25 protein-coding genes and 1 pseudogene are annotated in these 25,359 nt (G+C 41.5%); 7 read left to right on the forward strand and 19 right to left on the reverse strand.

Features of this window, described 5'->3' with window-relative positions; translation table 11 throughout:
- Position 1 precedes the first annotated feature (1 nt).
- The 6 genes and pseudogenes from D3H55_RS02670 to D3H55_RS02695 form a co-directional block, all read right to left on the reverse strand.
- Positions 2-640: pseudogene (locus D3H55_RS02670) on the reverse strand (Type 1 glutamine amidotransferase-like domain-containing protein); the annotation flags it as partial.
- Positions 641-735: 95 nt separating this feature from the next.
- On the reverse strand, positions 736-2,286 hold the full coding sequence (locus D3H55_RS02675; protein WP_119545355.1) for a hypothetical protein: 1,551 nt from the start codon (positions 2,284-2,286) through the stop codon (positions 736-738).
- Positions 2,287-2,478: 192 nt separating this feature from the next.
- Positions 2,479-2,997 carry an RNA polymerase sigma factor gene (locus D3H55_RS02680; RefSeq protein WP_119545356.1) on the reverse strand — a complete coding sequence of 173 codons (519 nt, stop codon included), beginning with the start codon at positions 2,995-2,997 and terminating at the stop codon, positions 2,479-2,481.
- A gap of 22 nt (positions 2,998-3,019) precedes the next feature.
- Positions 3,020-4,972 (reverse strand): DUF6449 domain-containing protein, encoded by a 1,953-nt coding sequence (locus tag D3H55_RS02685; RefSeq protein ID WP_119545357.1) that lies wholly within the window; start codon positions 4,970-4,972, stop codon positions 3,020-3,022.
- On the reverse strand, positions 4,947-5,846 hold the full coding sequence (locus tag D3H55_RS02690; RefSeq protein ID WP_119545358.1) for an ABC transporter ATP-binding protein: 900 nt from the start codon (positions 5,844-5,846) through the stop codon (positions 4,947-4,949). Before D3H55_RS02690 ends, D3H55_RS02685 begins: the two co-directional genes overlap by 26 nt.
- Positions 5,830-6,228: a GntR family transcriptional regulator gene (locus D3H55_RS02695; protein ID WP_119545359.1), complete on the reverse strand. Its 399-nt coding sequence runs from the start codon at positions 6,226-6,228 to the stop codon at positions 5,830-5,832. Before D3H55_RS02695 ends, D3H55_RS02690 begins: the two co-directional genes overlap by 17 nt.
- Before the next feature lie 174 nt (positions 6,229-6,402).
- Between D3H55_RS02695 and D3H55_RS02700 the strand changes: the two genes are divergently transcribed.
- A complete protein-coding gene (locus D3H55_RS02700) occupies positions 6,403-7,269 on the forward strand; it encodes a glycine betaine ABC transporter substrate-binding protein (protein WP_119545360.1) in 867 nt (288 codons plus the stop codon).
- Positions 7,270-7,711: 442 nt separating this feature from the next.
- On the opposite strand, the gene D3H55_RS02705 is transcribed toward D3H55_RS02700, so the two are convergent.
- The 3 genes from D3H55_RS02705 to D3H55_RS02715 form a co-directional block, all read right to left on the reverse strand.
- Positions 7,712-8,911 (reverse strand): alanyl-tRNA editing protein, encoded by a 1,200-nt coding sequence (locus D3H55_RS02705; RefSeq protein ID WP_420808729.1) that lies wholly within the window; start codon positions 8,909-8,911, stop codon positions 7,712-7,714.
- Positions 8,908-9,111, reverse strand: a complete 204-nt coding sequence (locus tag D3H55_RS02710) for a hypothetical protein (protein ID WP_119545362.1) — start codon at positions 9,109-9,111, stop codon at positions 8,908-8,910. The genes D3H55_RS02705 and D3H55_RS02710 overlap by 4 nt, the downstream gene beginning before the upstream one ends.
- Before the next feature lie 123 nt (positions 9,112-9,234).
- Positions 9,235-10,107 (reverse strand): SDR family oxidoreductase, encoded by an 873-nt coding sequence (locus D3H55_RS02715; protein WP_119545363.1) that lies wholly within the window; start codon positions 10,105-10,107, stop codon positions 9,235-9,237.
- A 265-nt stretch (positions 10,108-10,372) separates the two neighbouring features.
- Between D3H55_RS02715 and D3H55_RS02720 the strand changes: the two genes are divergently transcribed.
- Positions 10,373-10,759 (forward strand): hypothetical protein, encoded by a 387-nt coding sequence (locus tag D3H55_RS02720; protein WP_119545364.1) that lies wholly within the window; start codon positions 10,373-10,375, stop codon positions 10,757-10,759.
- A gap of 32 nt (positions 10,760-10,791) precedes the next feature.
- Here D3H55_RS02720 and D3H55_RS02725 read toward each other — a convergent pair whose 3' ends face one another.
- The 3 genes from D3H55_RS02725 to D3H55_RS02735 all read right to left on the reverse strand — a co-directional run bounded on the left by D3H55_RS02725 (position 10,792) and on the right by D3H55_RS02735 (position 13,347).
- Positions 10,792-11,316 (reverse strand): hypothetical protein, encoded by a 525-nt coding sequence (locus D3H55_RS02725; RefSeq protein ID WP_119545365.1) that lies wholly within the window; start codon positions 11,314-11,316, stop codon positions 10,792-10,794.
- Positions 11,317-11,729: 413 nt separating this feature from the next.
- Complete coding sequence (locus D3H55_RS02730; RefSeq protein ID WP_119545445.1) at positions 11,730-12,866, reverse strand: NAD(P)/FAD-dependent oxidoreductase; 1,137 nt, start codon at positions 12,864-12,866, stop codon at positions 11,730-11,732.
- A gap of 82 nt (positions 12,867-12,948) precedes the next feature.
- Positions 12,949-13,347 (reverse strand): hypothetical protein, encoded by a 399-nt coding sequence (locus D3H55_RS02735; protein WP_119545366.1) that lies wholly within the window; start codon positions 13,345-13,347, stop codon positions 12,949-12,951.
- Between the two features lie 172 nt (positions 13,348-13,519).
- On the opposite strand from D3H55_RS02735, the gene D3H55_RS02740 reads away from it, so the two are divergent.
- The gene (locus D3H55_RS02740) at positions 13,520-14,788 is read left to right on the forward strand and encodes an MDR family MFS transporter (protein ID WP_119545446.1); all 1,269 of its coding nucleotides are present in this window, start codon (positions 13,520-13,522) and stop codon (positions 14,786-14,788) included.
- 208 nt (positions 14,789-14,996) lie between these two features.
- Here D3H55_RS02740 and D3H55_RS02745 read toward each other — a convergent pair whose 3' ends face one another.
- The 3 genes from D3H55_RS02745 to D3H55_RS02755 all read right to left on the reverse strand — a co-directional run bounded on the left by D3H55_RS02745 (position 14,997) and on the right by D3H55_RS02755 (position 18,353).
- Positions 14,997-15,851: an STAS domain-containing protein gene (locus tag D3H55_RS02745; RefSeq protein WP_119545367.1), complete on the reverse strand. Its 855-nt coding sequence runs from the start codon at positions 15,849-15,851 to the stop codon at positions 14,997-14,999.
- A 174-nt stretch (positions 15,852-16,025) separates the two neighbouring features.
- On the reverse strand, positions 16,026-17,360 hold the full coding sequence (locus D3H55_RS02750) for a Na+/H+ antiporter NhaC family protein (protein ID WP_420808730.1): 1,335 nt from the start codon (positions 17,358-17,360) through the stop codon (positions 16,026-16,028).
- Positions 17,361-17,648: 288 nt separating this feature from the next.
- The gene (locus D3H55_RS02755; protein ID WP_119545369.1) at positions 17,649-18,353 is read right to left on the reverse strand and encodes a hypothetical protein; all 705 of its coding nucleotides are present in this window, start codon (positions 18,351-18,353) and stop codon (positions 17,649-17,651) included.
- A 356-nt stretch (positions 18,354-18,709) separates the two neighbouring features.
- On the opposite strand from D3H55_RS02755, the gene D3H55_RS02760 reads away from it, so the two are divergent.
- Together D3H55_RS02760 and D3H55_RS02765 are read left to right on the forward strand one after the other, a co-directional pair.
- Complete coding sequence (locus tag D3H55_RS02760) at positions 18,710-19,294, forward strand: HD domain-containing protein (protein WP_119545370.1); 585 nt, start codon at positions 18,710-18,712, stop codon at positions 19,292-19,294.
- Positions 19,295-19,363: 69 nt separating this feature from the next.
- Positions 19,364-19,852 (forward strand): DinB family protein, encoded by a 489-nt coding sequence (locus D3H55_RS02765; protein ID WP_119545371.1) that lies wholly within the window; start codon positions 19,364-19,366, stop codon positions 19,850-19,852.
- Between the two features lie 21 nt (positions 19,853-19,873).
- Here D3H55_RS02765 and D3H55_RS02770 read toward each other — a convergent pair whose 3' ends face one another.
- Positions 19,874-20,053: a hypothetical protein gene (locus tag D3H55_RS02770; protein ID WP_119545372.1), complete on the reverse strand. Its 180-nt coding sequence runs from the start codon at positions 20,051-20,053 to the stop codon at positions 19,874-19,876.
- A gap of 382 nt (positions 20,054-20,435) precedes the next feature.
- Between D3H55_RS02770 and D3H55_RS02780 the strand changes: the two genes are divergently transcribed.
- Positions 20,436-21,455 carry an NADP-dependent oxidoreductase gene (locus D3H55_RS02780; protein WP_119545374.1) on the forward strand — a complete coding sequence of 340 codons (1,020 nt, stop codon included), beginning with the start codon at positions 20,436-20,438 and terminating at the stop codon, positions 21,453-21,455.
- Between the two features lie 178 nt (positions 21,456-21,633).
- On the opposite strand, the gene D3H55_RS02785 is transcribed toward D3H55_RS02780, so the two are convergent.
- From D3H55_RS02785 to D3H55_RS02795, 3 genes are read right to left on the reverse strand one after another with little or no spacing between them, the layout of a single operon-like run.
- Positions 21,634-22,461: a TerC family protein gene (locus tag D3H55_RS02785; RefSeq protein WP_119545375.1), complete on the reverse strand. Its 828-nt coding sequence runs from the start codon at positions 22,459-22,461 to the stop codon at positions 21,634-21,636.
- Positions 22,462-22,495: 34 nt separating this feature from the next.
- Positions 22,496-22,882 (reverse strand): sporulation protein, encoded by a 387-nt coding sequence (locus D3H55_RS02790; protein ID WP_119545376.1) that lies wholly within the window; start codon positions 22,880-22,882, stop codon positions 22,496-22,498.
- Positions 22,883-22,901: 19 nt separating this feature from the next.
- Entirely contained in the window at positions 22,902-23,030 is a 129-nt protein-coding gene (locus tag D3H55_RS02795; protein WP_119545377.1) for an FbpB family small basic protein, read from the reverse strand.
- A 590-nt stretch (positions 23,031-23,620) separates the two neighbouring features.
- Between D3H55_RS02795 and D3H55_RS02800 the strand changes: the two genes are divergently transcribed.
- Complete coding sequence (locus tag D3H55_RS02800) at positions 23,621-25,261, forward strand: peptide ABC transporter substrate-binding protein (RefSeq protein ID WP_119545378.1); 1,641 nt, start codon at positions 23,621-23,623, stop codon at positions 25,259-25,261.
- The last annotated feature ends 98 nt before the right edge of the window (positions 25,262-25,359 follow it).

Consider the following 25,359-nt stretch of genomic DNA (forward strand, 5'->3'; position numbering starts at 1 on the left):
GCTATTTTTGGTTTACCATTTGTTCCGTTACTCCCTTGTGAATCCTCTTTATACTGCCGATAAAGTTCAATGCCTCATCTTGTATGATGATTCCGCTCCCATCATCAGCTGCATAGACAAGGGCATCAGTTTTTTCTGTGTATTCTTCAACTGATTTTCTAAATGAGCCTGACCAGCGATTATAGTGAGGGAGAAATTCGAAAGGAACCAGGTTCAATGTCCCAAGCTCGTTCCAGTTTTGTGATGCAGAGGAAAGCCCCTGCTGAAAGATATCAAACAAAGCCGTGCTTCTTCCAAGTTGAACGGCTCCCCCGCTGACACCTATTAAAGTGCCGCCCCTGCGGTAATATTCAACAAGTAAAGAGTCGGTCCCTGTTCTCCTTAAGTTATCACGAAAAGTAATGGGGTTCCCGCCTGATAAGTGGATAGCATCACATTGCATAGCCCTTCCCATTATCTCTTCATCTAAGTCCTCTGTTATATCCAGCAACAACAGATCTCCCACACCAAGCTGTTTATAGTAGTTTAATTGGTTATGGTAATATTCACGTCCAGGGTCTCCACTGCTTGGGATATAAGCAATTTGTGGATGATCGGATTTGAAGGATGCGTGTAGCTTTTGATTCATATACCCGTTTTCCGCTGTCTCTTGATTACTCTAAAAGAATAATTTTCCCATTTACTACACCTCCAAATCACACTGCCCGGCACCGAAGTACCGGGCAGTAAACTATCTTAGAATAAATTAAAGATATACGGACCAACCGAGAAAATATAGAACAGCATATAGACAAGCATGTAATAGAATACACCCGCGAAAGTACCCCAGTCAGGATGCCTGCCGATCTTCCAGATGACGGCTGAAAGAATACTGATGATGATCAAAAGTACCGTTCCACTATACTTAAAGGTATAGTAAAAAGGCGCCATTTCATAGAAATAGGGATTCATAGCCTGATTCATGTAGGTGAATGGCATAAGGATGAAAATCAGTATGGAAGCATATTCAACCCAGTTGATATCATCTTTTTCAAAGATATTCGGTTTCAAGATATAAAGCAGTATTAACAGAGTCAATGATGGCAAATACCAGTAAAATGACGTCAGGAGGGTTACCATACTGCTGAAAAGCATCAAGAAAGAATTATAGGCACTGACCTTCCAATCCTCTGCAGAAAGTTTAACACTCTCAGCTTTTACCTGATCATCTTGTGAAGCCCCGTACAGCTTGTAGTAATCTCCATCAAAGGAAATCCATAACAATGATCCCTCATTGATTTTCATCGGATTCTGGGCGACATCATTATTTGTGTTTACAGGCCTTGCTGCAACCTGGTCACCTGTATCCAAAACACCTGTATACAACCTCATATCACTGTTATCCCCGATCCGCTGGCCCTCTGCAGTGAATACAAGCTGTAGTTTTCCATCCATTGAGAAAAGTGAAGCATAATCCGGTGATTCAAGCCTGCTGTTGTTCTCTTCATTGATAAATTCCAATTTTTTGACTTCTAAAGGCTTGGATCCCAATTCATTGACGGTCCCTGCCGCTCTGAACATACTAAAAGAAAGGGAGCCACCTGTCCTCATTTGTCTTCCGTAAACGACAGTCAACTCATCATCCTTCAATTCAAATACTAAACTGCCAAGCTGGTCATAACGTGAATTTTTAACAGTCAATACCGGCTTGGCCATTAATGTATCATCCGCTTCTGCCAGGTAAACTTCAGCATTGGCATCGTCTTTTTGATGAACAATCATATAACTGCCGCCGCTCCCAAATACAATATCGACAATCTCATTGGTGAATGTATGTATTTCTTGTGTTTCCTTGCTGTTCAAATCATATGTATATACTGTTCCATCCTTCCAATACACAACTCTATCTTCTTCTGTTGCAATTCCTGTGACTTCATCATCGATGACTTCTGATTCCCCATCGCGTGTTAATGTTAGATTCCCTTTTGATAAGGTAACGAAATTTTCTCCATCCGTCCAAAAAGAATAACCTCGTGGAATATCCATATTGATTTCATCTGAATCTTCCACGGTAAGGTCTTCCCCGAAGACAACCTTTCTTACTTTATCAACATTGGTAAGATAGAGTTCATTTTCCCGCTGAAAGGTAATCGGCATTTCTTTGCCTTCATAATCAAAGGCAATCGATCTGCTCCAATCTTCATTCGGTAGTTTAGTCATGGTGGATAGCTGCTGAAAATACAAGGCAGCAAATAGGGCAAGAATGACCAGCAGCAGCGGTCCAAAGGCTTTTAATTTTTCTTTCATCGAAACATCCTTTATGTTTTATTTTCTTTCATAAATCTTCAAGTCTGTCATTATACTTTATTACAAATATGTAACAAATTTTTTCACACATAAAATATTATGGCGAATTTTGGGAAAAGTCAATACTTTCTTGAAAATTGCCCGAGCATTGTATAATAAAAAGGAGTTTTCTCAGCAGAAAACTCCTTCTCATTATGCGCTGTATTTTAGACTATATAGGTTTTTCAATTTTTTCCTGGCTCTGAAAAATCTGGTTTTCACAGTACTTCTTTTCAAATCAAGTTTTTCAGCTATTTCCTCTTCATTCATACCGTGCTGCACACGGAGAAGGAAGACTTCCTGCTGTGCCAATGGCAATTGCCTGATTTCAGTTGCCAGCTCTTCTTTAAGCAGGTTAACGTTCACTGCTTGCTCGACTTCTTCCCGTGTGGAGGACAAAAACGAATCTACTTCAACGCTGAAAGGATCAACCAAGACTTCCCTTGCCCTGATTTCCTTCCGGATGAAATCAATGCTTGTCCTGGCTGCTATGGATGACAGCCACCCGCCTGCTTTCTCTTCATCAATCAATGTGTCGATTTTCTTATATGCCTTGATGAATGTCTCCTGCACTATATCTTCTGATAAGTTGCTGTCCTTTGTAATACGTAAAGCTATGTGGTAAACCATTTTATAGTAATTGACATATAGAATTTCAAAATTGACTGCCAAGAAAACTCCCCCTTTTCCCCTGCTATTGTTCAAAGTGGTCCATAATACTTTCAGGGACCTCTTCTGCGGTAAAGTACTTTAAATCAGGATAATCCTGTCCTGTAAAATAGAAGGCAGCCATATATTCACTATCCATTGTCCATGATGTGACATCCAGAAGATCACCAATCTGCTGATCGGATGTAATCGTCATGGTTTTTCCTTCTCTTTCAAGTTTCTTGATTATTTCTTGTGAATCCCATTCCATTCCCGTGGAAGAATGGTAATCATCCCGCTCAAAGACAACGACCTTGGAAACATCGGCAGCAGTTACTTCTACTCTGTTAAATAAATCTTTATCAATTAACCAATCTTGAAAACTTCCATATGAAGGTTTCCATTCAACATACACTCTCTTGTCGTTGGATAACAGAAGTTCAATATCATAAAGTGTTTCTGAAGGATCTGTCATGCTTTCATAAGATTCTTCAAGTATTTCATCTTTCAGCACGTCAATCCCCTCGGCAAGCAGAGTCCGATCAGTGATGGTTACTTGCTTATCCAGCGGACCTCTTGCTGTTATAGTCAACTTGTCAGCACTATCGGCATCGATGGAAAGGATCTGATGCTTCGATTGCTTATATTCAACAGATTCATAAATCGGCTCATATAACGAATCGAAATGGTCTCGATTGATTTCATAACTTCTGACGGCTTTTTTACCGTTCTTTAATTCGTAAACTAAATATAATGTATCTGCCCCTGTGCTCTCCCTGTTTGAAATGACAGTTTCATGGAGATCAGTTACCTTTTTGATATTTTCTTCCTTCGTAAGGTAGCGAACAGGTTCCTCTTCGTACTCCTCCAGGTAAGAATATATATGATCATTCATGTAGACCCTGTCAATCTCCCTCACGTCGGGTATATCCGTTTCATAGTTTCTGAACCCCAGGTGAAAGAATACAGCGATAACTACCAGGAAGAGAGCAAAACCTGCAATCTCTTTTCCCCTCAAAGCAATTCGCCAGGTCTTTTGCAATACCATCTCAGAAAGGGAGAAGCCGATGACAAATCCCAGGACATAGCCAAAAATTGTCCACGCCAACGAATTTTGCATCTCACTGAAATACCCGCCGGCAAGCATCATGACACTGGATAACAAACCGAATTTAAAAATCGGCTGCAGTACCGGGAACACCAATGCCTGTGAAACGGATTCTATTCTTCTTAATCTATATAAATAGAGAGCTGTAAGCCACAATCCGATGATCAATACGAGATATATAAGAATTTCAGCAGCCGAAAGCTGGACTTCATTGAACAGCCCGGCCTTTATAACCGGCGAAAACTTTTCGGTCTGTACGGCCATGAAATATTCTTTAGGAAACCCAAATAAGAAATTCTTCAAGTTAATGACAGACAGCACATAGATCCCTGAAGGGAACAAAAGGATGATATAGGTTAATACTGCCTGTATTACTGAGAGTCCAGTCAGCATGGCAACAGTCAAACTTGCAGTATAAAACAAAAGTGTCATCAGTGTTGTCAACATGGCCCACCTGAGTATATCCTGGACTTGGAAATTCGGCCCCAAATCACTCGTAAGAGTGAATATCAGCATTATTATAGCCACTATCAAAATCGGCATAAGCAGCATGGCCAATCCTGCAGCGGAAAATTGAATGAAAAGCTTTGTCCGCTTGATGGGAAGGCTGTGTATCATGTCTGCCTGCTGCTTGACATGCAGAAAGCGGAATAAAAAGAGCGATAATAATACAGGAATCACCATCATCAAGCCTGCCTGCAGAATAAAATTAACTTGGAACATATGCCCGTAGGTATATATATAGGAAGGTTCTTCACTGGATAACTCCATCCAAATGTTCAATGGCAGCGCGAAAATAAGCCCCAGTAAATATACGATCCCTATCCAACCGGTATTTCTTAGAATGAGAGAAAGAATTTCTTTATTAAACCAAGACGTCCTTGACTGCATAGCCCGCATCCCCCATTTCATGAATGAATATTTCTTCAAGTGTCAATGGAAGAAGATCAAAGATGACAGGCTCATATTCACCGACCGCAGCTTCTATTTCTGCTTGATCACCCTTTACTATGCAAGAGAATACACTGCCTCTCTTGTCCATGTGCAATATATGGATCTTTGCAAACAACTCTTCAGGCGGCGGCTGCCGAAAGGCAATTTGAATTTTATGGAAGTCCGATTTCAATTCATCTAACTCCTTTTCTACCAAAAGCCTTCCATCATGCAATATCCCCACATGATCACAAAGATCCTCTATTTCCGCCAAATTATGTGACGAAATCAATATGGTCATTTCTCTGAAAGCCACTTCTTCCATTAAAATCGATTTAATTTTCTTCCTGACCACCGGGTCCAAACCGTCAACAGGTTCATCCAGGATCAACACTTCTGGCCGGCATGAAAGCGCAAGCAGGAATGCCGCCTGCCGTTGGACCCCTTTTGAAAATTTATGTAATTTAATACCAGGATCGATTCCCAGGATTCCTGTTAATTCGAGAAATCTTTCTTGATCCCAGCTGAAATATATACTGCTGTAAAATAAAGCCATCTGCTTTGTGTTATACTGCGGCAAAAAAGCGGGCAGGTCAGGCAAATAGAACATTTTTTGTTTAACTGCAGGATTTTCATAGACTTTTTGACCATTAACTTTTGCTTCACCAGCATCAGGTTTGTAAATACCGCCAAGCATTTTCAAGAGAGTGGTTTTTCCGGCTCCGTTTGAACCGAGCAGACCGTAAACAGACCCTTTTTTAACCAAGAGGGAGACATTTTGCACTCCTTCTCTCCCTTCAAACTGTTTGGAAACATTATGAAGTTGAATCACCGTGAACTCCCCCTTCAGCATTCTTTTCTATTTTTTGAATGATTGTTATTATTTCTTCTGCTGTGATACCGAGGTACATCCCCTCAGCAATCAGCTTTTCCAGGTCAGACATCACCTTGATTATCTTATCGGTATTCTGGGTATGGGCAGCAGGGCTGACAAAGCTGCCTCTCCCCTTAACAGAATAGATATAGCCTTGGCTCTCTAATTCTCTATAAGCTTTTTGGATAGTATTTGGATTGATCGTCAGTTCCCCCGCGAGCGTTCTGACAGAGGGCAATTGTTCATCTGCCACTAATACTTCATTGATTATCAATTCTTTAAGCTTGTCAACAAGCTGCTCATATATCGGCTTCCGGCTGCGCAAATCTAATTCGAACATTAATACCCTCCAATCTGTACGCAGTGTACTATGTGTATTAATACAGTTGATTATACTTTATCCAATTGTAAAAGAGAAGAAGTTTTTTTAATACAATTGAAATACTCCGCTGCATAGAACATGAACTCAAGGAAACAATAACAAAAAAACTAATAATGATCTGAGGTGTTTTATGTGAAAAAAATAGTGGACCTGCTGGTTTTGGGCTTGATTTCAACTGGAATATTATTGACTGGATGTAATAATGACAATGGCGATGATGGAGGCGGTGATAAATCCCTTGTCATCGGCCTGAATAACTGGGCAGAAAATATCGCTGTATCGAATATGTGGAAAGTGCTGCTCGAGGAAAAGGATTATGAAGTTGAATTGAAATCGATGGAAAAGGCACCTGTCTGGCTGGGGATCACACGTGATGAACTGGATATCGCTCCGGAAGTCTGGCTTCCCAATACAGATAAACCACTGATGGACAAATATGAAGACCAACTCGATATGCAAGAGATATGGTATGAAAATACCGGGCTCGGCCTGGTGGTCCCTGCTTACATGAAGGATATTTCCAGCATTGAAGAACTAAATGCCAGAAAAGATGAATTCGGCGGAAGAATTGTCGGAATCGATCCTGGAGCAAGTTTGACTTCAATGACGCAGAAAGCCATTGAAGAATACGGTCTTGAACTTGATCTTGTGACAAGTTCCGGGCCGGCAATGATGGCCGAATTATCTAAAGCATATAAAGACAAAAAGCCAATCGTGGTAACACTTTGGAATCCGCATTGGGCCTTCTCTGAATACGATTTAAAATATCTTGAAGATCCTAAGAAAGTTTATGGAGAAGCTGATGATATCCGCTATATGACCAGGAATGGATTTGAAGAGGACCACCCTGAAGTCATTAAATGGATGAATAAGTGGAAAATGGATGATGAGTCACTTGGAAGCCTGATGGCTGTCATCAAAGATGCTGGGGATCCAGCTGAAGGAGCGAAAACCTGGATTGAGGATAACCGCGAACAGGTTGACAAGTGGCTTAAGTAAAAAAGGCTGAATTCCTGCTTTGCGTTACCGGGGGCTCACCTGTCCAGCAGGAGACCGCACCCTGAAGCAAAAATCCTTCTACGTAAAAAGGGAGAAGGAAAAAATCATTCAAAGAAAATATTTTTTTATAAATATGGTTTTAACCAAAAAACCCCGAACTTTTTGAACTCTCTATAGAGCCTGCAAAAAGTTCGGTTTTCTTATGTTTAGTACTGGCAGCTTACAATAATACGGTTTTCAGAGAGATTAAATCAATTCTGTCCCTGTATCTTTAATAAAGGCTGTTTTCGCAAATATTGTTGCTTTCGGAAAAACCCTGATGCCGGATTCTTCCCCTGAATTCAATTCTGCTCACCGGGGTTGTATGACGATTTACCAGGATATTATTTGAAATTGATATTGAATAGCAGCAAAGTTTCGAAAACAGCCTTAATAAAAAGTTCTAAAGCTGTTCCATCAACCGATTCAGCAGTTCTTCACCCGGCATTACAGCACTGCCTCCGCCTTGTGCCAATGATGAATTCCCTCCTCCTTTACCATTAGTAATCTCCAAGGCATAGGAAACGAGCTCCTTCATATCATTATGGCAAGAGGGCGCCGCCCCAAACACAAATTGCAGCTTGTCGCCATTTTCACTCACTAACAAGACGACCGCTCCATGCCTTTGCAGAACACTCCTGGCCATCTGCTGCATCTCAGCCATGGACCGGTGTTGAAGAACTTTCTTAACTACTTTTGTTCCATGTATGTCCACGGCAGAATTTCCGAGTGCCTCTGCTTCATACGAAAGGATGGTCTGCCGGGCTTCCTCAAGAAGCTTCTCATTTTTCTTTCCGTTTTCTATAAGAGTCTTTACAGAAGACACCATTTCTGAAGGAGGAGCATTCACGACTCCTGTTAGTTGTTTTAGAATGTGATTTTTCTCATGAAGCTGCTTTGCGACCCTTTGTCCGCATACAAAGCTGACCCGTGTATTCTTTCTCTGTTTTTCCCATCCAAGAATTTTTATCAGTCCAACTTCACCTGTGGAACCGGGATGTGTTCCTCCGCAGCCGTTGTAATCAAATTCCGGGATGATCACCAGCCTAATGTCTTCTTCAACGGCAAGCCTTTTTCTAAGCGGGTATTTCCCGGCCTCATATTTGTTTACCCATTTGGTATGTATAGGCAGATTCTGGAGGATGATTTCATTGGCAAGCGCCTCTGCCTTCAATCTTTCCCCTTCTGTTAAATCAGAAGTATTCAAGTCGATGGTAGAGGTTTCTTTTCCAAGATGGAAGCTGACCGTTTCATAACCAAGACTTTCAACAAATGCGGCAGAAAGGATGTGCTGGCCCGAATGCTGCTGCATATGATCAAATCGTCTGTTCCAATTGATCATTCCTGTTATTGGACCTTCATCAGCAATCGGACCCTCGAGATAATGGCGGATGATCCCATCCATCTCCTCAACTTCTGTGACCTTGACATTATTCAGCATACCAGTATCAGAAGGCTGTCCCCCGCCGGCTGGGTAAAAAGCGGTTTCCTCCAAAACGGCAAACCATCTTCCATCCTCGGATTTCTGTTGTGAAACCAGATTTGATTGAAATTCACGAATATATTGGTCCTGATAATACAATTTTCCCTTCAAATTGTTCACCTTCTCTGTTCAAAATATCCGGATGGGTCAGTAAATATTGAAATGATATCTATGATCCCTACATAAATAAGAAAGATCCCCAGCAGAACAAAACCAATCTTTACAATTTTGTTCTGCACATTTTCAGTATCTTTTCCTTTTAATCCGGCAAATGCAAAGATTAACAGTGCAATACCTGCCAACAATGAAACGATAAACATGCGATTGCCTCCTTAAAGAAGCCTTATGATTTATTGTAAACTTCTTACTACTTGTTTTTCCATTCTGATGATTCACCAAACACAAAGAAAAGGCGCCTCCTCTAAAAAGGAAGCACCTTTCTTCTAGCCGTTTACAATCGTTCCGCCGTTGACGTGGATCATTTGTCCGGTAATATAGGATGCGTCTTCGCTGGCAAGGAATACATAGCTTCCTGCAAGCTCTGCAGGCTGTCCCGGTCTCTTCATCGGTACCGGTACTGAATCTGATCCGAATCCTTCAACAGTTTCTTCAGAGAAGGAAGATGGGATAAGTGGTGTCCAGATTGGACCCGGAGCTACTGCGTTCACCCGGATTTTGCGATCAAGAAGTGACTGCGAGAGTGATCTCGTAAACGTTGTAATCGCACCTTTGGTTGAAGAGTAGTCTATCAGTGACGGCATTCCTTGATAAGCCGTAATGGAAGAGGTATTGATTATGGCGCTTCCCTCTTTCATGTGCTTCAATGCCTCTTTTGTCAAATAGAACATCGAGAAGATATTGGTGCTGAATGTTCTGGTCAACTGTTCCTTGCTGATGTCTTCAATAGAATCCTGAGGATGCTGCTCCCCTGCATTATTGACCAGAATGTCCAGTCTGCCGAATTCATCAACGGTTTTTTGGACAGCCTTCTGACAGAATTCTTCGTCTGCAATATCACCCGGAATGAGAAGGCATTTCCCCCCCGCTTTCTCTACATGCTCTTTTGTTTCTTTGGCATCGCTGTCTTCTTCAAGATAGACGATTGCCACGTCTGCCCCTTCTTTTGCATAAGCAACGGAAACAGCCCTTCCGATACCGCTGTCCCCTCCTGTTATAAGTGCAGCTTTACCATCTAATCTCTTAGCTACTCCTGCAAGGTTGCCTGTGAAATCCGGTCTTGGATCCATATCCGATTCTAACCCGGGCTGGTGGTTTTGTTCCTGTCCCGGTATTGAGTCTGGTCTCTTTTCAGTCATAAGTATAACCCTCCATGTTGTTGAAATATATCTTTTCTCTTCCCTGTGTTTTGGAATTTAAACCTTGTTCCATATCCCCTCCGGATTTACCATGAATGTTATTCCTTTCAGGGGGGAAATTATAATAAAATGCTGAGTTTGCATTTATCGGCCTTTTGTAAAACCTCTAAAACCGGCCCCTTAATTCCAGAAGTTTTATTCTGAATTATGGTAAAGAGATATTTTACAGGTATTTACGTAAAAGCCTATTAAAAGGAGGAATACGATGAGTGATTTTGTTGAAAGTGTCAAACGTTTTTCTAAACATTTGACCAGCGACATCGGTACGATGATCAAAGACCACCAACATAAAAAGATTGAATTCCAGGATTTGGTTTACCTCATCATGAGCCACGAAAAAACAAGGATTTCAAGCAGGCTGCTACTTAAAAATGTCTATACTACATACGTTCTGCATCTCTTTCCCTATTCTCTTCACCTGGAGACCAAGGGAGATAATCATCCGATCATCCTGCAGATGAAGATTTCTTCACAAGAGAAGAAGATATTTGTATGGAATTCGTACAATAACCAGAAGGGCAAAGCCATTTCGGTTCCAAAACCATTAGCGGCAGAATTAATCAGCCTTCAGCAGAGCGAAAATCTCCATTAAAAAAAAGCCTTGTAAGGGCTTTTTTTCTTCTATTACTTTAGTACATTCATCGGCACATCGAAAATCAACCAGAGCGCAATAATGATTGGCACCGAGAGGACCCACGCCATCAATGGTTTTTTATAATGGATAACCAGCATGATGAACATCATGATATTAAAAGCGAGATCCCAGCCAAAGCTCCAGCCCCTGTGATAACTCAGCCCCCCATATTGATGGGTTATGTATTCATTCATTCCGTAAATCCCGGTCCACAATAAAATCCATAACACTTGTTTTACCAATGTGTGCGGAAGCCTTCCTATAAAAATTGCCACCGTCACAGTATATTGAACGGCCATCTTGGCTAGAGCAATAAACGTATGGTTCAGATGGAACAACCGGTCTATTTTATCCATGGGATGAAACAGCCACAGTGAATGATTAAAAAGCAGGAATTGCGATAATAAATCTCCTATCACAAAGTAAAGGACTGTGGAGTAGTATTTATCAAATTTCGACCAGTTTCCAAATTTTATTCCTGCCAGAATGTATAAGACCAAGATAAGAATACTCATTTATAGAACCTTCCAGGAAATATATTTCTCTTATTTTAGAACAAGGTCATTCTTTTTATGTGTGGAATTTGTAGTATTATTTCCATCTGCATTCTTCTTTCAATTCAGAGTTTCCTTATGAAGGCTGATTTTTCGTAAATTACTGTTTGCATAACATGGAACCAGGCTTTAATTAAGAGGCTCTTTTCGTAAACTTTATTGCTATTCAATATAAATTTCAACTAATATCCTGGTAAATCGCCGTAACAACCCCTGTGAGCTGGAAAGAAAAGAGCTGCTCGTTCTTTTTCGAGAGAAAACCTCTGAATACAGGGGAAAAATCCGGCACCTGGGATTTTACCGAAAAGCAACAATATATGCGAAAACAATTTAATTGAATTACCGGACTCTGAATGCCCTCCAGAATCGTTCCTTCAAGACAGGTCCTTGTTCCTATTCATTACAGCTCCTGAAACGGGATAATCATCCAAGTCCAATTCTGTGGGTTTTCCGAGTGCCAGACTTGCCAGCTCGGCTCCAAGGTAAGGCCCGCTGGTCAGGCCGGACGCTCCCAGGCCGTTTGCAAGCAATAGGCCCTCATATCCCGGAAGCCTTCCGATCACGGGCAAAAAACCCGGTGTATATGGCCGGAATCCGACCCTTGTTTCCAAAATAGTACTATTAATAATGCCTGGAGCAATATCGATGGCTTTATCAAGAATCTCATGGAGCCCACCAGCAGTGGGACGAACATCGAAACCTGTATTATCCTCATGGGTGGCACCTGCCACCAGACGCCCTCCCTCGAAGCTCAATAGATACTGATTGGTTGGCGGCATGACAACCGGCCATTGATCAGTATTCATTCCTTCAAGGTGCAGGTGGAGGATCTGAGCCTTTTGGAAAGAAACTTGAAATTCAACCCCCAGTGGATCAATCAGTTCGGCAGCCCATGCTCCTCCAGTTACTACTACTTCATCTGCAAAAAAGTTTTCCCCTTGAATCTCTATGCCGACAACCTTACCACTTTCAGTAAGCAGGGAACCTCCACCTATGATCATCCGCGCGCCATTCTTAATTGCCGCACTTAATAAAGCATCCCTCAGAGCTCTTCCATCCACCCGGGCTCCCCCGCTGATATACACTGAACCATACTCCTTGGATAATATGGGAATAAGTTTGCGGGTCTCCTCGTTGGACAGGATTTTGATATCGCCGATTTCCGGGGCATCTTCCCGCCTCTTTATTGTGCGTTCTTTCATTTTTTTCAGTTTGTCTTCATCGGTATGAAGGCTGAGGGCACCCACTTGCTTATATCCGGTATCTGCCTCACCCTCTTCCTTCAGTCGTTCAATAAGGGAAGGATAATAACGTGCGCCGCCTTTTACTAAACGGTACCATGCTTTATTACGGCGCTGCGAGATCCAGGGACATACAATGCCGGCAGCTGCATCCGTTGCCTGCCCGGGATGGTGCCGATCTGCAATCAATACTTCCACACCTTCTTTTGCCAGGTGATAAGCAGCAGAAGCCCCTAGGACCCCCGCGCCAACTACAATAATTTTCTTCAATTTGAACACCACTCTCCAGAATCTCTATTCGTCGATTGTACTAAACGAGGCGAGTATTCTCAAACCAAAAAAGGGCGGAGATTCATTCAGATTCTTTATAAAAACTGGATAGGAATATAAAACCCAAGAAAAGCAGCATCGGTTCCTGAAGGGAAATGCTGATATGGAAGAAGGAAGGGATTGTAATGGAAGGGGCAATGAAATAGAAAAGTGAATGAAAACCGAGATACCATGCAGGAATACCGGCACCTGCAAATTTTTTATAATCGAACTTCCATTTTCCCGGTTGAGTGTTGAGTTCCATAAAAGAGGGAACAACCAGCAGCATCCCCCCGACTAAAAATTGCACAGTTACAAAGCAGACTGTATAAGGAAATAATTTAAATGTATTCATCCCATACTCCCTCAGCGCATTTCCTAAAGTGCTTGTGCCAATCCAATAGAAGGTATACAGCGCAAAGCAAATAAAGTACTTGGCCATGACTATTTTCACCTCCGTTCTTACTACAATATACGGAAGAAACTGCAGGGAGTCCCGATATTAAAAGATTATTCAAAAAATATCCAATAGAGCTATTTTTCGGTTATTATAAATCATGGAGTCATATAAAAAGTAGGTGAAAAAATTGAATTCGTTCAGACAATTGAAACATATGGATCGAAATGTATGGATCCGTTTTACAGGAGAAGCCATCAACGGCATTGCTTTCATGATGCTCATGCCTTTCTTTGCCCTTTATCTTAAAGACAAGGTGGATTCCCTATGGCTGGTAGGGGTCGTAATGGCAGTAGCACCGATTGCTTCAGTGGTGGGAACGATGCTTGGCGGTAAATTGGCCGATGTATATGGCCGAAAGCCGATCATGGTGATTTCGATGTTCGGGAACAGCATAGTCATGCTTGGGTTTGTATTCTTTGATACCTTTATTGCTTTCATCTTTCTTTCTGCCTTCATGGGGTTCTTCAATTCCCTTTTCCATCCAGCAGCATCGGCCATGGTCGCAGATGTAACAGCACCGGATAAAAGGACAGAAGCATTTGGACTTTTGCGGCTCGGCCATAACGTCGGTGCAGCCGTTGGTCCGTTGATTGGCGCGTCCATCATCGTATTTTCAAAATCGGTGATTTTCCTGATTGCAGCAGGTTCTGTTTTTATTTATTCGCTAATAGTGGCGTTATTTATTTATGAAAGCCTTCCAAAACGGGAACGGAAAGACTCCCTCATTCAGGATGAGCAGGAAAAGGAAAACCTTCCTTCACCGCTGCAGGTTCTGTTCAAGGATAAGCTCCTGCTGGTTTTTGTACTGACAGGAGTGGTGATTTCCATGAGTTTTTCACAAACCGAAGGGATGCTCCCACTTCACTTTGATAATGAATTGAAGCACATTCCTTCTGAGAAAAATCCATTCCCTTTCCTGATGGCTTTCAATGGTTTATTGGTCGTATTATTTCAATTTCCGATTTCAAGCTGGGCAGGCAGAAAGAAAATCGGTTCAGTCATGCTTCTGGGAGCATTTTTGTTTGGACTTGGCCAAATTGCCATTGCATGGTTTCCTTATATGTTCTACACGCAAAAAAGTGAATACTTGACGATGATGATTATCCTTTTGGCAGTATATGGCGTTTATACACTTGGCGAAATGCTGATCAGCCCTGTACAGATGACATTCATATCAAACATTGCACCTGAACATCTGCGCGGTACATATATGGGTGCCTCTGGCCTGCAATGGATTTTGGGCGGCGCCATCGGACCCCTCGTTTCGGGATACCTGCTGGACCGTTCGCTTGGCAATGTAATGTTCACCATGCTGGGAATTGGCTGTATGGCAGCAGGGCTCGTCTATGTCCTCATCGATAAAATGGCATCAAGAACCTCTGCCCCTTCTTCTGTAATCCCCGAGCAGGAAAAAACCTTCTGAGATGAAGTACCAGGCACAGCAGGTAAAAAGAAAATCTTAATCATAGTCTCGATTTCGACGGTAAAGACAAAATGTATGGGGGAAACTGATTTGGGTGGCTCAAAATGCCTCTTAAGACCAAGAATCAAGCGGGAACCTGAAACAGCTAAATTGGCACTTGAATAAAAACAACCCTTGGATCAATTGATATGATTCAAGGGTTGTTTTTTTATTTTTTATTCGATAACGATCCGACACTTTTGGCGATGGAATTCGATAACGTGGATTCAATGGAAATCCTGTCAAGCGGTATGCCAAGCTGAACAGCTGTTACAGCTATTTCAGGACGAATGCCTGAAAGGGTCGCACTTACGCCAATCAGGCTTAATGCGTCGATCAATTGAAAAATCTCATGCGCTACCATTGTATCGATGATGACTACTCCGGATAAATCAATAAACAGGCGGTCCACCCCTTTATCCGTACATTCCTGCAGGGTGTTTTCAAGAATCACTTTAGCCCTTGCCGTATCAATATCTCCCACCAGTGGAAGAAGTGCAGTGTCAGAACTGATGGAAATCACCGGTGAGCTCAGCTCGTTGATCATTTCCTGCTGCGCCTTCAGCTGCTTTAAAGAAGCATTATGTGTACCTTCTACAAACTGAAGGACAACATAATCGATTACATTCTGAATCTGCCCTTTCCAACGGTCGATTCTCTGCTGGTCAACTTCTTCATCTATTTCCCTTGCAAATCGGGTGATATAAGAAAAATACTGATCTCTCACTCTTAAGAATTCACGAATCACATTGTGAATAGGAGTATCGATATGCGCACTATCGTTTGCGATTTTATGTATCCATTTATTGAACTTATCAAAGAAAACATCTTTTTCTTCGACAAAAAGATTGGCCATATGAACATAAAATTCATGATTCTGTTCTCTCAATAGATCGATACTGTCCTGGTCAGTTGTCGTATAGACTCCTGAAGTAATGGTTTTATCGATTGATTGATACCATTCTTCACTCATTTCTCTTGTATTATTAAGGAAAAATTCATGTAATTGCTGATTCAGACGCATATTCTTGCTCCCTCCATAAGGATATACAACATTATAGTACCCTATTGCCCTTGAAAAAGATACAAATAATGCTCTCTGTGACTCCATTTTCAACACACTGGGAGTTGAACAATATTTAGGTTGCGTTTTGGTTTTGGGAAGAGAGATCAAGTTAGTGTCCCCTGGTGAAACCAATTAATTCTCAAGTGCAACAACCTTTGCGAACACAGACTTGTAAAATGATAGAAGCAGTGTGAGCATCGGAAGTATCCACAAGAAAACTGCAAAAGGAAGATAAGAAATGATCGGTACTCCTAATATAGTACTGCACATGATTGCCAGGACACTCCAAGGGATCATCCCTGGAAACAGCATTGTCGAATCACCCATAACCCTTGCAAGCTCCCGCTTTGTATACTTTTCATTCCAATGCTCAATAAAAGAGCGGCCGGTCAGGATGATAGGCAGTGTCTGATTTGCCGATATCAAAGAAATGACCATTGTAGCCAGGATGGTTTTGACAGAATCGATGAAAAGGTTCGTGGAATGGCTCAGCCACCGGTCCAGGAGCGGCTGAATGACTCTGTATCCTTCCAGCACCCCATTGAATGCACCTGCCAATGCTAGAAAAAGCAATAGGAAATACATGTTAGAAAGACCTCCCCCGGCCCCTTCTGCCCCATTCCATAGTGAGCTTATAACCTCCCCGGCTTCTGCTCCAGCCGCTAAGGCAATGATAACTGCTGACAATACACTGCACATGAAAGCATACAAAATTTTGATTCGGAGAGTGACAAAAACAATTAGAATGGCCGGCGGAATGAACCTGATGAATGATATATCTTCCCATTGAAGAGGAGCATTCGAATAGATCGTCATTCCATATTGCTGTTTCATATCCATCAAAATATAAAATACCGTACAGAACACAATTGCAGTGATTGTTGTAGGCAGAAACTTAAGAAATTGCTCCCCTGCGGGAACTTCCACGGTATGTGAAAGAAGCTGATGCGAACTGGAAAAAGGTGACGTCCTATCCCCCACGAATGCACCCGATATCAATGCCCCGGCTGTCATTGAAGCTGGAAGATCCAATGCAAGGGCACTGCTCATTATAGGTATTCCGATCGAGCTTAAAGTTCCCACAGATGTTCCAAGAACCATTGAAAATATAAGAGAAGTAAAAAATGACAAAAGAAAAAAATGCTCTGGAGTGATCAACAGCAAAGAAATAGAGACAAGCTGGTCAATGACTCCGGAAATATACCAGGAAGGAAGAAGAAAGCTTACAAGCAGCAAAATATAAATGACCCCGCTTGTCTTCTTGACGCCCTGCCAGGAAAGACTTAACACATCCGCCCGCTTTCCCCCTTTATTCATTACAGACGTTACCAACACTAAGTATCCCGGCAAAAATCCATAGAATAAAGGGATATCCACCCAAACTGATAGTAAAACCCCTGCCAACGTAACAGCTATTATCCCGAGGACTTGGCGGATTGAAAACTGCCTTTCTCCCAAAAGCTCCATCTCCTTAACAAACTTTTAGACCATTCTACTATATTTTTGCAATTCTTTTTAGAATTTTGGTATATATATTGTTGATTTCTGAAAATTCCAAGTGCCGGATTTTCCCTTTGTATTTCCTGATATAAATCTTAGAAATGGAAGAGCAGCTCTTTTCTTTCCTGTTTACCGGAGTTTTTGTGGGGATTTACCAAGATGATAATTGAATTTTATTTTGAATAGCAGCAAAGTTTACTAAAATAGCCTTAGAAAAAAAAAAAAAAAAACCGCTTAAGTGCAGCGGTTCGGTAATCAATCAAATGAGAATTCACTCAGCTTATCACTATGGCTGGCAATCATGGCAATGATGGTGTTTGCTTCTTCTTTGCTGAATATAAAATGGGACTCATCTTTAATCAATTCCCCGTCCTCTGCCCTGAGTCTGTTCACCCTCCTCAGGACACCATCCCCCGTTTCAGTGATAATGCCAAACTGGTAGGTCACCTCTACCTCATCACCGTGAAGGAATGCCGTGACTTCAGGTGTCTCCCAAGCTACATCGATTTCTTCCAGGATATGATCCTCATCCCCATATTCCTCATAATCATAGTCATCGACGACATAATGAACCGGTCCTTCATCATCTACAATGTAATCGATATGATCGTCATATTCATCTGTATCATCATAAAAATCCACTTCCTCCATATTTAGATAATCATGAAGGCTTTCATGGACGGCATCCACAATATCCTCTATATCCGGAAGTATGATCTTCAGGGATTGGCCATAATCAATGTCATATGATTCCATATAGAATTCCTCGTTATACGGATCAAATAACAGGGTGCAGAAGAAGTCTCTTTCCTGATCTTCCGTTTCCACGTAGAATTCAATTCTTGGGTGTTTAGACCCTCGATCAATATTCATTTGGCCGATTTGATCATATTTCTCACAAATGGATTCCAGGTGGTCCTGCAGTTCTCCGCTTACTCTGTCAAACCATTCTAAATTCATTTATTCCCTTCCTTTCTATCCATCGCTTTATTAGCTCCGTTTAAAGCAATAATGCTTCACAGGTCTTTAAAAAGCGTAATCCCCAGAGTGCTTAACCCGGAAATTATATTCAATTTCCTCCAATAAAAGGTTCCAATTCCATATGGCTGTTTTCACTTGGATTTCTCCTGGCGTTAAAAATTCTTCATTATAACAGGAGAACAGCACTTTTCTTAGATTCAGATGAATCGTTTTTCCTTATTGCGGATTCTCTTTTCTAGTATGATTTAAAATCCAATGGATTAACCATTATGACAAGCAGTTTCTGTTTATGATAAAATTTCCATATGATCAGTTAAGGTGAAGGAGCAGCGTAAATGAAACAATCATTGAATTTTTTATTGGAAATTGATCAGTTAAAGCAAATTTCCAGGAGAACGTATATCTCCGATGGAAGCAGGAATGAAAATACAGCAGAACACTCATGGCATGTGTCCATGATGGCGATGACTTTGTGGGAAACCTATGAGCACAAGGAGAATGTGAACGTACAAAAAAGCGTGAAGATGCTCCTGCTGCATGACATTGTAGAAATAGATGCAGGAGATACATATGCTTTCGATTTGCAAGGCTATCAAGATAAACAGAATAGAGAGCGGAAGGCAGCCGACAGATTATTCGGCATGCTTCCTGCCAGGACTGGCGAGGATTTCCGACAAACTTGGGATGAGTTTGAGGATAGAACCTCCCCCGAAGCGGTATTTGCTCATATAATCGACCACATTCAGCCGTTAATGCTTAATATAGCCACCTCAGGGGTCTCCTGGAAAGAACACGGAATTCACTCACAACAGGTACTCGACCGCAATAGCTGGATAAAAGACATCTCGCCTTCTATTTATGCACAAATTGAAGCTTGGGTAGAAAAAGGGATTGAAATGGGCTGGCTGAAATCACTTTAGCACTTTAAAGCAGCCGGGGACAGTCCCCGGCCGCTTTAAAGCGATAAAGTATTAAAGGGGGTAGAAAAGATGGATAATCGGCAAGTTATAGAAGGTTTAAGAAAATATTGTGAGTTTCTTGAAAATTTACGAACGATTCACTCAGATATCGCTGACAATCCCAGAATGGAAGGAAAATGGTCGATCAAACAGATCATCTGCCATTTGTACAGGTGGGATATCCATCTAACACAAACGATTTTTCCTAAAGGGGTTATAAATGAAGCTGTCACATTTCCCGATCATGATGAGTATAACGCTCAATCAGAAGCCTATGCAGCTACTGTTAATTTCACAGAACTGCTTACCTTGTCCCTAAAGGCAAGAAATCAACTGATAGATGAATTGGCGAGGCATGAAAAGTTTCTCCAACACCCCATCACCGTAAATGGCCTGACTCACTGTCCCAATTCAGGATCTGTTTACACCCTGAACTACCTGATGACTGAATTCATCGATCATGACCAACACCATATGAAACAAATCAAGCAGTACTTGACACTTTCAGAAACAAAATAAAAAACGCCGGACAGGCGTTTTTTATTTTGTTTCATTTTCATTCCCCGTCAAGTTCTTAACCGCATTCGAAGTTGTATCCACGGTTCCCATCGCAATTTTTTCTGTAGCTTCCAATCCTTTATGAGCTGCATGGAAGACCGCACCCGCACCATCTTTGATATTATCCGTGATACTATCTCTTTGTTGTTTGTGATTCGACATATTTTCACCTCCTGCTTAACATAGGATGTGCAATTGTCATGAATCCATTCGAATTCGCTTTTCCGTTCGAGCCGCTTTTGCAGGCGAAAATGTTTTCTGTCTTTGGGAAAGCCCTCGATTGTCCCCAAACCCAGTAACCCTGATTGATAGTAAAATCTGGTGCTTGAATACTAAAAGTGTAAGGGACTATTAAGCGCCACTCCCGTCTCTTTAGCAAGATCCTCCTCAAGAATCTTTTGTGTTTCAGCCATATCTGTTTCTGCATTAAACGACCTGACTCCTCCTTTCGGTTCATTTCACCTTGTTGTGAGCGTTACTTTTCCGTACCACCCGGCATTATGATACCTTTAGGAATGAGAAGAAAAAATAAGGAGGAATTCACATGCCGCCTGAATTACAAAAGCAAATCAAGCTGGCTTCGCGACCACACGGAAAACCTGAAAAGAAAGATTTTCAATATGATGAGATTCCTGTTTCAGAGCCGGAAGATAAACAGGTACTGCTGAAAACCGTTTACTTATCAGTGGACCCTTATATGAGGGGCAGGATGTCAGCCGCCAAATCGTATGTAGAACCGTTCAAAGTCGGGGAACCAATCGAAGGAGGCGTTGTATCTAAAGTCGTGAAATCCAATTCAAGCCTGTTTACAGAGGGTGATTTTGTCATAGGGATGCTTCCGTGGCAGGAGTATTCGATCGTAAATGAAAAAGAAGTGCGCAAGGTCGACCCATCTATTGCCCCGCTGTCATCTTATTTAAGCATCCTGGGAATGACTGGACTGACCGCTTATTTCGGATTGCTGGATATAGGCAAGCCTAAAGAAGGTGAAACGGTTGTGATATCTGGAGCTGCTGGTGCAGTAGGTTCAGCAGCAGGTCAAATAGCGAAAATCAAAGGGGCTTATGTTGTCGGGATTGCCGGTTCCGATGAAAAAGTTGAATACTTGACTGGGAAACTCGGATTTGACAAAGCAATTAATTACAGAAAAAGCGGTAATATCCGGGAAGCGCTAAAAGAGGCATGCCCAAATGGAATTGACATTTACTTTGAAAATGTGGGAGGAGAAATTGGCGATGCCGCCCTCAGCCTTCTTAATAAATTTGCACGTGTCCCTGTATGCGGCGCCATTTCAGCTTACAATAATACTGAAGCGGATATCGGCCACCGTGTCCAAACAAATCTGATTAAATCGAGCGCCCTTATGAAAGGGTATGTTGTCAATGATTATGCAGACCGTTTCAAAGAAGGGGCATCACAGCTGGGTAAATGGGTGTCAGAAGGAAAACTTACTTATGAAGAAACCATTACCGAAGGCTTTGAAAATGTCCCTGATGCTTTCCTTGGATTGTTTGATGGAAGTAATCTCGGAAAGCAACTTGTTAAAGTGAGTGAAGAAGAATAAAAATCTGCGGTACCCAATCTATCATAGAACCAGTATCCCCTTTTCAGCAGGGGTACTGGTCCTTTTTATATGGAATCCCTTTTTGATTTTCTGCTTATACAATTGATTAATGAGGCTTACTTGAGACCCTTTTTGCACCGGTTATTAGTTCAAATGAGCCTTCAGTGGTTATCCCAATCTATTTTTTCACCGCTTCTCTTTCCAAGGAGCCTTCGTGCGGCACCCTATTTAAACTCTCAGGATCCTGCTCCCCTTTTTCTTTTGAAAAGAACCATCCCCCGCCTGCGATCAGAAGCAGTACTGCATAGAAAGTGATCTTCCATTCAGGGGACTTTGCAAAGCTCTCGGACAATACACCAAGCGCAGGGTGCGATAAGGTATATACAGCAAGTTTCACACCAACCCAGCCAACAATCATGAAAGCAGCAATTTCAAGTCCAGGCTTCTTTTGTAACAGCTTTACAAAAAAGCCGGCTGCAAATCTCATAATGATCAATCCAATCAGTCCCCCGGCAAAAATCACAAGGAACTTTCCGCCATCAAGCCCGCCAATCTGTGGAAGTGGTGTGTCCGGCAAAACTACAGCCAGTGCGACGGCTGCCAAAATTGAATCTATGGCAAAGGCGATATCTGCTAACTCAACCTTAAAGACAGTACCCCAAAATCCGGAAGCCTTTTTATCCCCATTTATAGCTGCCTCTCCGCGTCCATATTTTTTTGCAGCAAGCTTCCTGAATATATGATTCACCGCAATAAACAGAAGATAAAGAGCCCCTATCGCCTGCACCTGCCAAACGTCCACTAGGAAACTGATGGCAAACAATGAACCAAAACGGAATACAAATGCCCCTGCCAATCCGTAGAACAATGCCTTCTTTCTTTCCTCCTCAGGAAGATGTTTAACCATTATGGCGAGTACCAAAGCATTATCTGCAGCAAGCAGGCCTTCAATCCCAATCAATAACAGCAGCACCCATAAATATTCCATTATTAACGCCCAATCCATCGTGTAATTCCTCCTTAATCAATTTTGGTGACATTTACAGAACCGTGATGAAATCCTGGTCCCTGCTCTCCACTCCTTCACTGAATGTCAGTCTTGTTTTGAATTGGTACAAAACGGTTTCAGATGAACACTGCAGATCTTCCGGAAGTTGAAAGATGAAATTCCTTAGGGATTGTTCTTCAGCTTCGATGATTGTGGATGTAAGGACAGTTGCTGTACCGATTACCTGCTCTTTTTTCAGAAGTTTATCAATCCTGACCAAATCACAATCTATCCTGTTTAGCTTCTGTTCAATCGTTCCTCCTTTAATATGGAATAACCCTCTGACTGTCTCACCCGCTTGATAACTCTTTTCCGGTAATTGCAAATCTATTTTGGCAGACCCGATGCCGATCATCGACATATATTTTCTTAGGATCAACTCATTGACCTCCACTAATTTATTTTGTTTTTTTCAAATGGTTTTCTTCTATTTTCACTTCAATCTTATTGATGAATTCTTTATCCCTCAACATCTCTTCTTTATTTCTTTTCACTAACTCGTAAATGCTCAATTGACCTCTTTTCACAGGGCTCACTCCTTTCGGAAATCATTTAATCCAGGGCTTTTGCAGACAAAAAAAGCCTTTACCAGCAATGTGGTAAAGGCTTTGAAAACAAAATAAAGACCTGTACCAGCACGGTAAAGGTCTTGCTAACAACGTAGACGCTGCCAACAAAGCCGAGAGTTTTCACTCTGAAATGACGACTTTGCTGTAAAAGCTACTCCCCTTTAAGGAGAAACTATTCAACTGTATAAATTCAGAATATAACATTCCTAAAAGTCTGTCAATTGTTTTGTATAAAAAGGGCTGATAGTAAGCATTCCCTAGTTTATGATATAGCAGTATCAATAAGCTCCCTGCAAGATATTCATGCATAAATTGTCTGGTTGCGTGAGACACTTCTTAAGGAGAAAGAAACAAAAAAAGTTATTTAAATATATCAAAATACGCTGTGTTAATCTTCAAAATATTATATTTATTAACACTTTTAGCAATACTATCACTATTTTGATATAAGTCTTAATTGTTGCAATTGAAAAGATTTATGATTAATATGGAAATTGGTCCCTCGAAAGGGGATACATAAACTCATACAGATAGGTGGTTGCGTTTACATGAAGAAACAATCATTGATATTACTGTCTGTCCTGCTTGTGTTAAGTGCTTTCTTAACTGCATGCGGCGGCGGTAATGACAGCGACAACAATACCGCCGGCACAGATGGCGGCAAAGATGAGCAGGTTTTGAACTTGCTGGAAAGTTCTGAAATCCCTTCATTGGATTCAACACTTGGAACAGACTCTGTTTCATTCAATGTGATGAATAACGTCTTTGAAGGACTCTATCGTTTAGGCGAAGATGATGAGCCGGTTCTAGGTATGGCTGCTGAAGAGCCTGAAGTTTCAGAAGATGGAAAAACATACACATTCAAAATCCGTGATGCAAAATGGTCCAATGGTGACCCTGTAACTGCGCACGATTTTGAGTACGCTTGGAAAAAAGCATTAGATCCTGACAATGCATCTGAGTATGCATATATCATGTTTGATATCAAAAATGCTGAAAAAGTAAATAATGGTGAAGTTCCTGTGGATGAAGCCGGCATCACAGCAATTGATGATAAGACACTTCAAATCGAATTAGAAACGATTGTGCCTTACTTCAAATCCCTGTTGACTTTTGCTACATTCCTTCCTCAAAACCAAGCATTTGTTGAAGAACAAGGCGATCAATATGGCCTTGAAGCAAACACTGCAATTTACAATGGACCTTTCGTGTTATCCGATTGGAAACATGAACAGAGCTTCCAAATGAAAAAGAATAAAGACTATTGGGAATCAGATGTTGTAAAACTTAAAGAAATCAATTTCAACATTGTAAAAGACACGTCAACTCGTGTTAACCTTTATGAAACACAGGAAACAGATGTAGCAGTACTATCTGAGCAGTATGTTGATTCCTACAAGGATGATCCTAACTTCAATACTAGGCTGCGTACTTCAACTTTCTTCCTTCGTTTAAATCAGAAAAACGAAGTTCTTGCTAACAAAAATGCCCGTAAAGCATTTGACATGGCATGGGATAAGGAAGGTCTGGTACAAGTCCTTCTGAATGACGGTTCCATTGCTGCTTACTATCTTGTTCCAGACGATTTCGTAACTGGACCTGATGGCAAAGACTTCCGTGATACAAACGGGCAGCTTGGTGAGTATGCACCTGAAAAAGCAGCTGAGCTTTGGAAAACCGCCAAAGAAGAACTTGGGATTGAAACTGCATCCCTTGAGCTGTTGAACTATGACAGTGAAAATTCCCGTAAAGTCGGTGAATACCTGAAAGAACAGCTTGAAGCGAATCTTGAAGGCCTGAAAATCACGATTTCACAGCAGCCTTTCAAGCAAAAGCTTGAAGTTGAACAGAAGGGTAATTATGACTTCTCTTATGCCGGATGGGGACCTGACTATCCAGATCCGATGACATTCCTTGATATGTTTGTAACAGGAAGCTCATATAACCAGACCGGATTCTCTAATGAAGAATATGACAAGCTAATCCAGGATGCTCAAAGCACATTGCTTGAGGATCCGGAGAAACGCTGGGAAGCTCTTCTGAAAGCTGAACAAATCCTTATGGAGGAACAAGCTATCAGCCCAATGTTCCAGGATGGTTCTGCTTATGTGCAGAGAGAGTATGTTAAAGACCTTTACCGCCATTCATTTGGTGCGGACTACTCTTACAAGTGGACTTACATCGAATAAACAAAAAAGAGACCGGATTCGGTCTCTTTTTTGTTGGCTCTTTTCGTAAACTTTGTTGCTATTCAATATAAATCTCAAATGATATCCTTGTAAATCGA

Origin of the sequence: Bacillus salacetis (assembly GCF_003581585.1) — a bacterium.
In the GTDB taxonomy this organism is placed as follows: domain Bacteria; phylum Bacillota; class Bacilli; order Bacillales; family Bacillaceae_B; genus Rossellomorea; species Rossellomorea salacetis.

What these genes read in the sequence shown, in the direction of transcription:
- D3H55_RS02675 (WP_119545355.1), bottom strand. Translation starts at nt 2,286, where the DNA reads ATGAAAGAAAAATTAAAAGCCTTTGGACCGCTGCTGCTGGTCATTCTT.
- D3H55_RS02685 (WP_119545357.1), bottom strand. Translation starts at nt 4,972, where the DNA reads ATGCAGTCAAGGACGTCTTGGTTTAATAAAGAAATTCTTTCTCTCATT.
- D3H55_RS02695 (WP_119545359.1), bottom strand. Translation starts at nt 6,228, where the DNA reads ATGTTCGAATTAGATTTGCGCAGCCGGAAGCCGATATATGAGCAGCTT.
- D3H55_RS02710 (WP_119545362.1), bottom strand. Translation starts at nt 9,111, where the DNA reads ATGTTTATCGTTTCATTGTTGGCAGGTATTGCACTGTTAATCTTTGCA.
- D3H55_RS02715 (WP_119545363.1), bottom strand. Translation starts at nt 10,107, where the DNA reads ATGACTGAAAAGAGACCAGACTCAATACCGGGACAGGAACAAAACCAC.
- D3H55_RS02720 (WP_119545364.1), top strand. Translation starts at nt 10,373, where the DNA reads ATGAGTGATTTTGTTGAAAGTGTCAAACGTTTTTCTAAACATTTGACC.
- D3H55_RS02725 (WP_119545365.1), bottom strand. Translation starts at nt 11,316, where the DNA reads ATGAGTATTCTTATCTTGGTCTTATACATTCTGGCAGGAATAAAATTT.
- D3H55_RS02735 (WP_119545366.1), bottom strand. Translation starts at nt 13,347, where the DNA reads ATGGCCAAGTACTTTATTTGCTTTGCGCTGTATACCTTCTATTGGATT.
- D3H55_RS02740 (WP_119545446.1), top strand. Translation starts at nt 13,520, where the DNA reads ATGGATCGAAATGTATGGATCCGTTTTACAGGAGAAGCCATCAACGGC.
- D3H55_RS02745 (WP_119545367.1), bottom strand. Translation starts at nt 15,851, where the DNA reads ATGCGTCTGAATCAGCAATTACATGAATTTTTCCTTAATAATACAAGA.
- D3H55_RS02750 (WP_420808730.1), bottom strand. Translation starts at nt 17,360, where the DNA reads ATGGAGCTTTTGGGAGAAAGGCAGTTTTCAATCCGCCAAGTCCTCGGG.
- D3H55_RS02755 (WP_119545369.1), bottom strand. Translation starts at nt 18,353, where the DNA reads ATGAATTTAGAATGGTTTGACAGAGTAAGCGGAGAACTGCAGGACCAC.
- D3H55_RS02760 (WP_119545370.1), top strand. Translation starts at nt 18,710, where the DNA reads ATGAAACAATCATTGAATTTTTTATTGGAAATTGATCAGTTAAAGCAA.
- D3H55_RS02765 (WP_119545371.1), top strand. Translation starts at nt 19,364, where the DNA reads ATGGATAATCGGCAAGTTATAGAAGGTTTAAGAAAATATTGTGAGTTT.
- D3H55_RS02770 (WP_119545372.1), bottom strand. Translation starts at nt 20,053, where the DNA reads ATGTCGAATCACAAACAACAAAGAGATAGTATCACGGATAATATCAAA.
- D3H55_RS02780 (WP_119545374.1), top strand. Translation starts at nt 20,436, where the DNA reads ATGCCGCCTGAATTACAAAAGCAAATCAAGCTGGCTTCGCGACCACAC.
- D3H55_RS02785 (WP_119545375.1), bottom strand. Translation starts at nt 22,461, where the DNA reads ATGGATTGGGCGTTAATAATGGAATATTTATGGGTGCTGCTGTTATTG.
- D3H55_RS02800 (WP_119545378.1), top strand. Translation starts at nt 23,621, where the DNA reads ATGAAGAAACAATCATTGATATTACTGTCTGTCCTGCTTGTGTTAAGT.